Source organism: Pseudomonas sp. FSL R10-1339, from assembly GCF_009600545.1.
In the GTDB taxonomy this organism is placed as follows: domain Bacteria; phylum Pseudomonadota; class Gammaproteobacteria; order Pseudomonadales; family Pseudomonadaceae; genus Aquipseudomonas; species Aquipseudomonas bubulae.
This window is the reverse complement of the sequence record NZ_WIVQ01000012.1, coordinates 72,678-78,744: the sequence shown is the minus strand read 5'-3', so window position 1 is coordinate 78,744 and position 6,067 is coordinate 72,678. Positions and strand designations below refer to the sequence as shown.

General features: G+C 60.0%; 8 protein-coding genes and 1 pseudogene. 6 read left to right on the top strand and 3 right to left on the bottom strand.

What is annotated here, in order from left to right:
• Both GHO03_RS06475 and nrdR read right to left on the bottom strand, forming a co-directional pair.
• Positions 1-181: pseudogene (locus GHO03_RS06475) on the bottom strand (riboflavin biosynthesis protein RibD); the annotation flags it as partial.
• On the bottom strand, positions 178-642 hold the full coding sequence (gene nrdR / locus GHO03_RS06470) for a transcriptional regulator NrdR (RefSeq protein ID WP_029611200.1): 465 nt from the start codon (positions 640-642) through the stop codon (positions 178-180). The gene nrdR and the pseudogene GHO03_RS06475, both read right to left, overlap by 4 nt.
• A gap of 139 nt (positions 643-781) precedes the next feature.
• On the opposite strand from nrdR, the gene GHO03_RS06465 reads away from it, so the two are divergent.
• Genes GHO03_RS06465 through trxA form a run of 3 tightly spaced genes read left to right on the top strand, consistent with a single transcriptional unit; the run spans position 782 to position 2,824 of the window.
• Positions 782-1,231, top strand: coding sequence for a hypothetical protein (locus tag GHO03_RS06465; protein ID WP_094999468.1), 450 nt, complete (start codon positions 782-784; stop codon positions 1,229-1,231).
• Positions 1,228-1,917: a methyltransferase gene (locus tag GHO03_RS06460; RefSeq protein WP_133143853.1), complete on the top strand. Its 690-nt coding sequence runs from the start codon at positions 1,228-1,230 to the stop codon at positions 1,915-1,917. Before GHO03_RS06465 ends, GHO03_RS06460 begins: the two co-directional genes overlap by 4 nt.
• Positions 1,918-1,948: 31 nt before the next feature.
• Positions 1,949-2,824 carry a thioredoxin gene (trxA, locus tag GHO03_RS06455; protein WP_094999470.1) on the top strand — a complete coding sequence of 292 codons (876 nt, stop codon included), beginning with the start codon at positions 1,949-1,951 and terminating at the stop codon, positions 2,822-2,824.
• A gap of 164 nt (positions 2,825-2,988) precedes the next feature.
• Here trxA and GHO03_RS06450 read toward each other — a convergent pair whose 3' ends face one another.
• Complete coding sequence (locus GHO03_RS06450) at positions 2,989-3,336, bottom strand: hypothetical protein (RefSeq protein WP_094999471.1); 348 nt, start codon at positions 3,334-3,336, stop codon at positions 2,989-2,991.
• Positions 3,337-3,469: 133 nt separating this feature from the next.
• Between GHO03_RS06450 and GHO03_RS06445 the strand changes: the two genes are divergently transcribed.
• From GHO03_RS06445 to GHO03_RS06435, 3 genes are read left to right on the top strand one after another with little or no spacing between them, the layout of a single operon-like run.
• On the top strand, positions 3,470-4,033 hold the full coding sequence (locus GHO03_RS06445) for a DUF2796 domain-containing protein (RefSeq protein WP_095019067.1): 564 nt from the start codon (positions 3,470-3,472) through the stop codon (positions 4,031-4,033).
• 51 nt (positions 4,034-4,084) lie between these two features.
• On the top strand, positions 4,085-4,795 hold the full coding sequence (locus tag GHO03_RS06440; protein ID WP_133143854.1) for an ABC transporter ATP-binding protein: 711 nt from the start codon (positions 4,085-4,087) through the stop codon (positions 4,793-4,795).
• Position 4,796: 1 nt separating this feature from the next.
• Positions 4,797-6,062: an ABC transporter permease gene (locus GHO03_RS06435; protein ID WP_095019069.1), complete on the top strand. Its 1,266-nt coding sequence runs from the start codon at positions 4,797-4,799 to the stop codon at positions 6,060-6,062.
• Positions 6,063-6,067: the final 5 nt, after the last annotated feature.

The following is a 6,067-nucleotide window of genomic DNA, read 5'->3' as shown; positions in this document are numbered from 1 at the left end:
CTTCGGCATGGGGCTCGCCGGTGCGCACATGCCAGCCTTCGCCGACGATCTGCCCGTCACGTACGATGACGCAACCGACACGGGGGTTGGGGTGGGTGGTGTACAGCCCGTTGCGCGCCAGCTCGATGGCCCGCGCCATGTAATGGGTGTCTAAAATCGATTGTTCTGTGGACTGGATCATTCTTTGGAAGGCTCACGGGCAAGACGGTCGATCTCTTCGCGGAACTCGTTCAAGTCCTGGAAACGTCGATAGACCGAGGCAAAGCGGATATAGGCCACTTCGTCGAGCTTTTGCAGCTCGCCCATGACCAGTTCACCAACAACCAGCGATTTGACTTCGCGTTCGCCAGTGGCGCGCAGCTTGTGCTTGATCCGGGCCAGCGCGGCTTCAAGACGCTCGACACTCACCGGGCGCTTTTCCAGCGCACGCTGCATGCCGGCGCGCAGCTTTTCTTCATCGAACGGCTGGCGGCTGCCGTCCTGCTTGATAAGGCGGGGTAATACCAACTCAGCTGTTTCAAAGGTGGTGAAACGTTCACCACAGGCCAGGCATTCACGCCGGCGGCGCACCTGGTCGCCCTCGGCAACCAGACGCGAGTCGATGACTTTAGTGTCGTTGGCACCGCAGAAGGGACAGTGCATGGTGGCAGCCAACAAAAATGGGGAGCGCCATGTTAGCGCATCCCACTGGCAAGACAAGCCATAGGCTTTACGGTATACAGACGGGCTACTATCTTTTACACAATCTGATACACCGACTGACCTGCCGCTGGAGCCGTGTATGCCGCTACGAACGCTTGTTTTGCTGTGCCTTGCCAGTTTGCTGGTCGCTTGTAGCAGTGAGCCGCCAAAATCGGCACAGCCCCAAGTGCTGACGCAGCCAAAAACCGATGCCCCGGCTGACCTTGGCCCGCTGCCGTCATATCAGCGCGAGTTGAGCGGAGTGCTGACCGGGGTGCCGGCAGGCGCCGAGGTCGAGCTGGCCATGCTGATCGTTGACGATCGTGGCCGCCCCCAGGGCTTGATGGCCAGCAGCAAGATCCTCGGCAACAGCCAGGCGCTGCCCTTCAAGCTGCGCTTCAACCCGCAAGCCTTCCCGACCGGGATGCGGGTCGAGCTGCGCGGCCGCGCCAGCCAGTCCGGGCAATTGATCCTGCATCTGCCTTCGCGGATCATCAACCAGCCCACCACGCAGGCGCTGGGTACCCTGGCCTTCGTCAAAGCACCATGAATATACCGTTTGGCCTGCAGCAGTCGTTGAGCGAGTTGCTGGGTGATGCGCGGCTGGTGGCGACCGACTTGCCCGGCACCGCGCTCAAACTCTGGTTGATCGATGCCCACAATATGGATCGCGCCTTCACCCCCGATGAAACCCGGCGCATTCTCTACGAACCTCCCTACTGGGCCTTTTGCTGGGCCAGCGGGCTGGCGCTCGCACGCTTTCTGGCCGAGCAACCGCAGTGGGTCAAGGGCAAGCGCGTTCTGGATTTTGGTGCCGGTTCGGGCGTTGCAGCGATTGCAGCAGCCAGGGCCGGGGCGCTGGAAGTGGTGGCCTGTGACCTTGACCCGCTGGCACTGGCGGCCTGCAGGGCCAATGCCCAGCTCAACGATGTCGCGCTGGGCTACTCCAGCGACTTTTTTGCCGAGGCAGACCGGTTCGATCTGATCCTGGTGGCTGATGTGCTCTACGACCGCGAAAACCTGCCGCTGCTGGATCGGTTCCCTACCCGCGGCCAGCAGACCCTGGTAGCCGATTCCCGCGTACGCGACTTCAAGCACCCGCTTTATCGGCAACTGGCCATGCTCAAGGCCCTGACCCTGCCCGACCTGGCCGAGCCCCACGAATTTCGCAACGTCAGCCTGTATCACGCACAACGCGAGCCTGTGCCTTTCAGCCACTGCGCCCAGCCTTTATAGTTGCTCTTATTTACCTGCTTCGAGACACGAAATGAATCAGCCTACGCCTTCTTACAGCTTCGACGTGACCTCCACTGACTTCGACAGGCTGGTGGTCCAGGCCTCATTCGACCAACCCGTACTGGTGGATTTCTGGGCCGAGTGGTGCGCTCCCTGCAAGGTGATGCTGCCGATCCTGGAGCAAATTGCCGAGGACTATCAGGGCGAACTGCTGCTGGCCAAGGTCAACTGTGATGTCGAGCAGGATATTGTTGGCCGCATTGGCATTCAGACCTTGCCCACCGTGGTGCTGTTCAAGGACGGCAAGGTGGTCGACGGTTTCCAGGAAGCCCAGCCGGAATCAGCGATCCGTGCCATGCTCGCGCCCCATGTGGTGATGCCTGAAGCTGCAGTTGAAGACCCGCTGGTTCAAGCCCAGGCGCTGTTTGCCGAAAGCCGTTTTGCCGATGCTGAAGCCTTGCTCAAAAGCATCCTGACTGAAGACAACAGCAACGCCAAAGCGCTGATCCTGTATGGCCGCTGCCTGGCTGAACGTGGCGAGCTGACTGAAGCACAAGCGGTGCTGGATGCGGTCAAGAGCGACGAGCACAAGGCCGAGCTGGCGGGCGCCAAGGCGCAACTGACGTTCTTGCGCCAGGCGGCGGACTTGCCGGATGTGGCCGATCTGAAAACCCGCGTGGCACAAAACCCGCAGGACGACGAAGCGGCGTATCAACTGGCAATCCAGCAACTGGCACGCCAGCAATATGAAGGCGCACTGGACGGGCTACTGAAACTGTTTACCCGCAACCGCAGCTACAACGAAGGCATCACCCACAAGACCCTGCTGCAGGTGTTCGACCTGCTGGGCAATGATCACCCGCTGGTCACCACCTACCGCCGCAAGCTGTTTGCTGCGCTGTACTAAACCCCGATACATATCTGTAGATACTCTGTTGCAGGTCAAGCCCTATTGTGGGAGCGAGCCTGCTCGCGAACGACCTTCGCGAGCAGGCTCGCTCCCACAGTTGCAGTGTTCCTGTAGCTGCCGAACGCAGCCTCGTCCCTCGGCAGCTGCTACGGGAGTTTTTGTTACGCCACGTCAACCCAGCTGTAAATCGGCGAATCAGCACCGCTAACCACTTTCACCTCGGCACAATGGCGCAGGCGCACCAACAAGCGTTTGCCTGCGCCCGTGCTGCCGGTCAGCGCTTCAAGCTGCCCCAGCAATTCAGGCCCGCTGATCTGTCCAGCCTTGCGCAGCAAATCCTTGGTGGCTTCCCACACGGCATCATCCTGATTCGCAGGTTTTGCGGGCGGCTGGCTGATCGGCGCTTCACTGACGTGCAGTTGCGCGCCCAGCTTTATCCAGTCGCTCTCATCCAGCTCCACCGTCAAATCCACCGGCCAGTCGCCTATCGTTCCGCGAATGCGCACCATCGTCGTGCTCCTCAATTTTCTTGCAGCCATGCTCCCACGCGCCTTGCGTAACGCCAAGCACACGGGCAAACTCTCGCAACAGTTGTTATAAGATCACATAACAATATTTTCACATTTCTGCTGGAGTGCTCCCATGCGCCGTTTGCTTCTTGCTTTGCCGTTTGCCTTGTTGCCGCTGGCGATGGCTCACGCCGCCGACGATCATGATCACGACCATGAACACAGCAGCCTGGCGCCCCATGAACATGGCGTAGGCAGCTTGAATGTCGCGCTCGACGGCCAGACCCTGGAACTGGACCTGGATGGCCCGTCGATGAACCTGGTGGGCTTTGAACACGTTGCTACCACTGATGCTGACAAGGCCAAAGTCAGCTCGGTACGCAAACAACTGGAAGACCCACTGGTGCTGTTCAGCATCCCCAAGGCCGCCGGTTGCACAGCTGAAGCGCAGGAACTGAAAAGCCCGCTGTTCGAACCGGCGCCGGAAGAAGGCAGCGCCAAGGGCGAGCACCATCACAGCGATATCGAAGCCCACTATGCGTTTACCTGCAGCACGCCGGACGCTTTGAAAGCGCTGGATCTGGCGCAGTTTTTCAAGACATTCCCCGGCACCCATAAATTCAAGGTACAACTGATCGGCCCGAGCGGTCAGCAAGCCGTGGAAGTGACAGCCAAGGCACCTGTGCTGAAGTTTTAAACAGCTCCCACAGAAAGACTTCCACCAACTCCCAGGCGATCTCCTCCCCCAATGACCCAAGCACTTATCGAACTGAGCGACCTGAGTTTCCGCTGGCCGGGGCACCCCGTGCTACTGGATATTCCGGCGTTTCGCCTGCAAGCAGGTGAAACCCTGTTCCTCAAAGGCCCCAGTGGCAGTGGCAAAACCACTTTGCTGGGGTTGCTTGGCGGCGTGCAAAAAGCCAACAGCGGCAGCATCCGCTTGCTCGGCCAGGAGCTGGGAGAGCTGGGTTCCGGGGCCCGTGACCGTTTCCGGGTTGACCACACGGGCTATATCTTCCAGCAATTCAATTTGCTGCCATTTTTGTCGGTTCGCGAGAACGTCGAACTGCCTTGCCACTTTTCCAAACTGCGTGCCAGCCGCGCCGTGCAACGCCACGGCAGTGTGGATAACGCCGCGCAAACCCTGCTGGCCCATCTGGGTCTTAAAGACCCGGCCCTGCTGGAGCGACGTGCAGACTCGTTATCCATCGGCCAGCAGCAGCGTGTTGCCGCCGCCCGCGCACTGATCGGTCAGCCCGAACTGGTGATTGCCGACGAGCCCACATCAGCGCTGGACGCGGACACTCGCGAAGCCTTTATCCAGCTGCTGTTTGCCGAATGCCGTGAAGCGGGTGCCAGCCTGTTGTTTGTCAGCCACGATCAAAGCCTGGCCCCTCTGTTCGACCGTAACCTGTCGTTGTCTGAACTCAATCGCGCCGCCCTGTCGGTAGAGGTCTGAGATGTATCTGTTTCGTCTAGCGTTGGCCAGCCTGGCCAACCGCCGCTTTACCGCACTGCTGACCGCCTTCGCCATTGCCCTGTCGGTGTGCCTGCTGCTGGCCGTGGAGCGGGTCCGCACCGAAGCCCGCGCCAGCTTCGCCAGTACCATCAGCGGCACCGACCTGATCGTGGGTGCCCGCTCGGGCTCGGTCAATCTGCTGCTGTATTCGGTGTTCCGCATCGGCAATGCCACCAACAATATTCGTTGGGACAGCTTTGAACATTTCGCCAACAACCCGAAAGTGAAATGGGCCATCCCCATGTCCCTGGGCGACTCGCACCGCGGCTATCGGGTGATGGGCACCAGCGAGGCGTACTTCGAGCACTACCAGTACGGCCACAAGCAAAACCTGAAACTGGCCAGCGGCCGTCCTTTTGCCAGCGATCCGTTCGAAGTGGTACTGGGTGCCGAAGTCGCCGATGCCCTGCATTACAAACTGGGCGACAAACTGGTGCTGGCTCATGGCGTGGCGGCGATCAGCCTGGTCAAGCACGACGACAAACCGTTCACCGTGGTTGGCATTCTCGCGCGCACCGGTACCCCGGTGGACCGCACGCTGCATATCAGCCTGGGCGGTATGGAAGCAATCCATATCGACTGGCATAACGGCGTGCCCGCCCACGGTGCCGGGCGTATCAGCGCTGACCAGGCCCGCAATATGGACCTAACCCCCCAGGCCATCACTGCGTTCATGCTGGGCCTGAACAGCAAAATTTCGACTTTTGCCCTGCAACGGGAGATCAACGATTTTCGCGGTGAGCCGATGATGGCGATTTTGCCCGGCGTAGCCCTGCAGGAACTCTGGAGCTTGATGAGCACTGCTGAAAAAGCGTTGTTTGTGGTGTCGCTGTTTGTGGTACTGACCGGACTGATCGGCATGCTCACCGCAATCTTGACCAGCCTCAATGAGCGGCGCCGCGAGATGGCGATCTTGCGCTCCGTGGGCGCCCGCCCTTGGCATATCGCCACGTTACTGGTGTTCGAAGCACTGGCTCTGGCACTCGCCGGAGTGATCGCCGGTGTCGGTCTGTTGTATGTGTGCATTGCCGTCGCGCAAGGCTATGTGCAATCGAACTACGGGTTGTATTTGCCACTGGCGTGGCCAAGTGAATATGAATGGACGCTGCTCGGCGGTATTCTGGCAGCGGCCCTGTTGATGGGCTGCGTGCCTGCCTGGCGCGCCTACCGACAATCGCTGGCAGATGGTCTGTCCATTCGTTTATGAGCTTA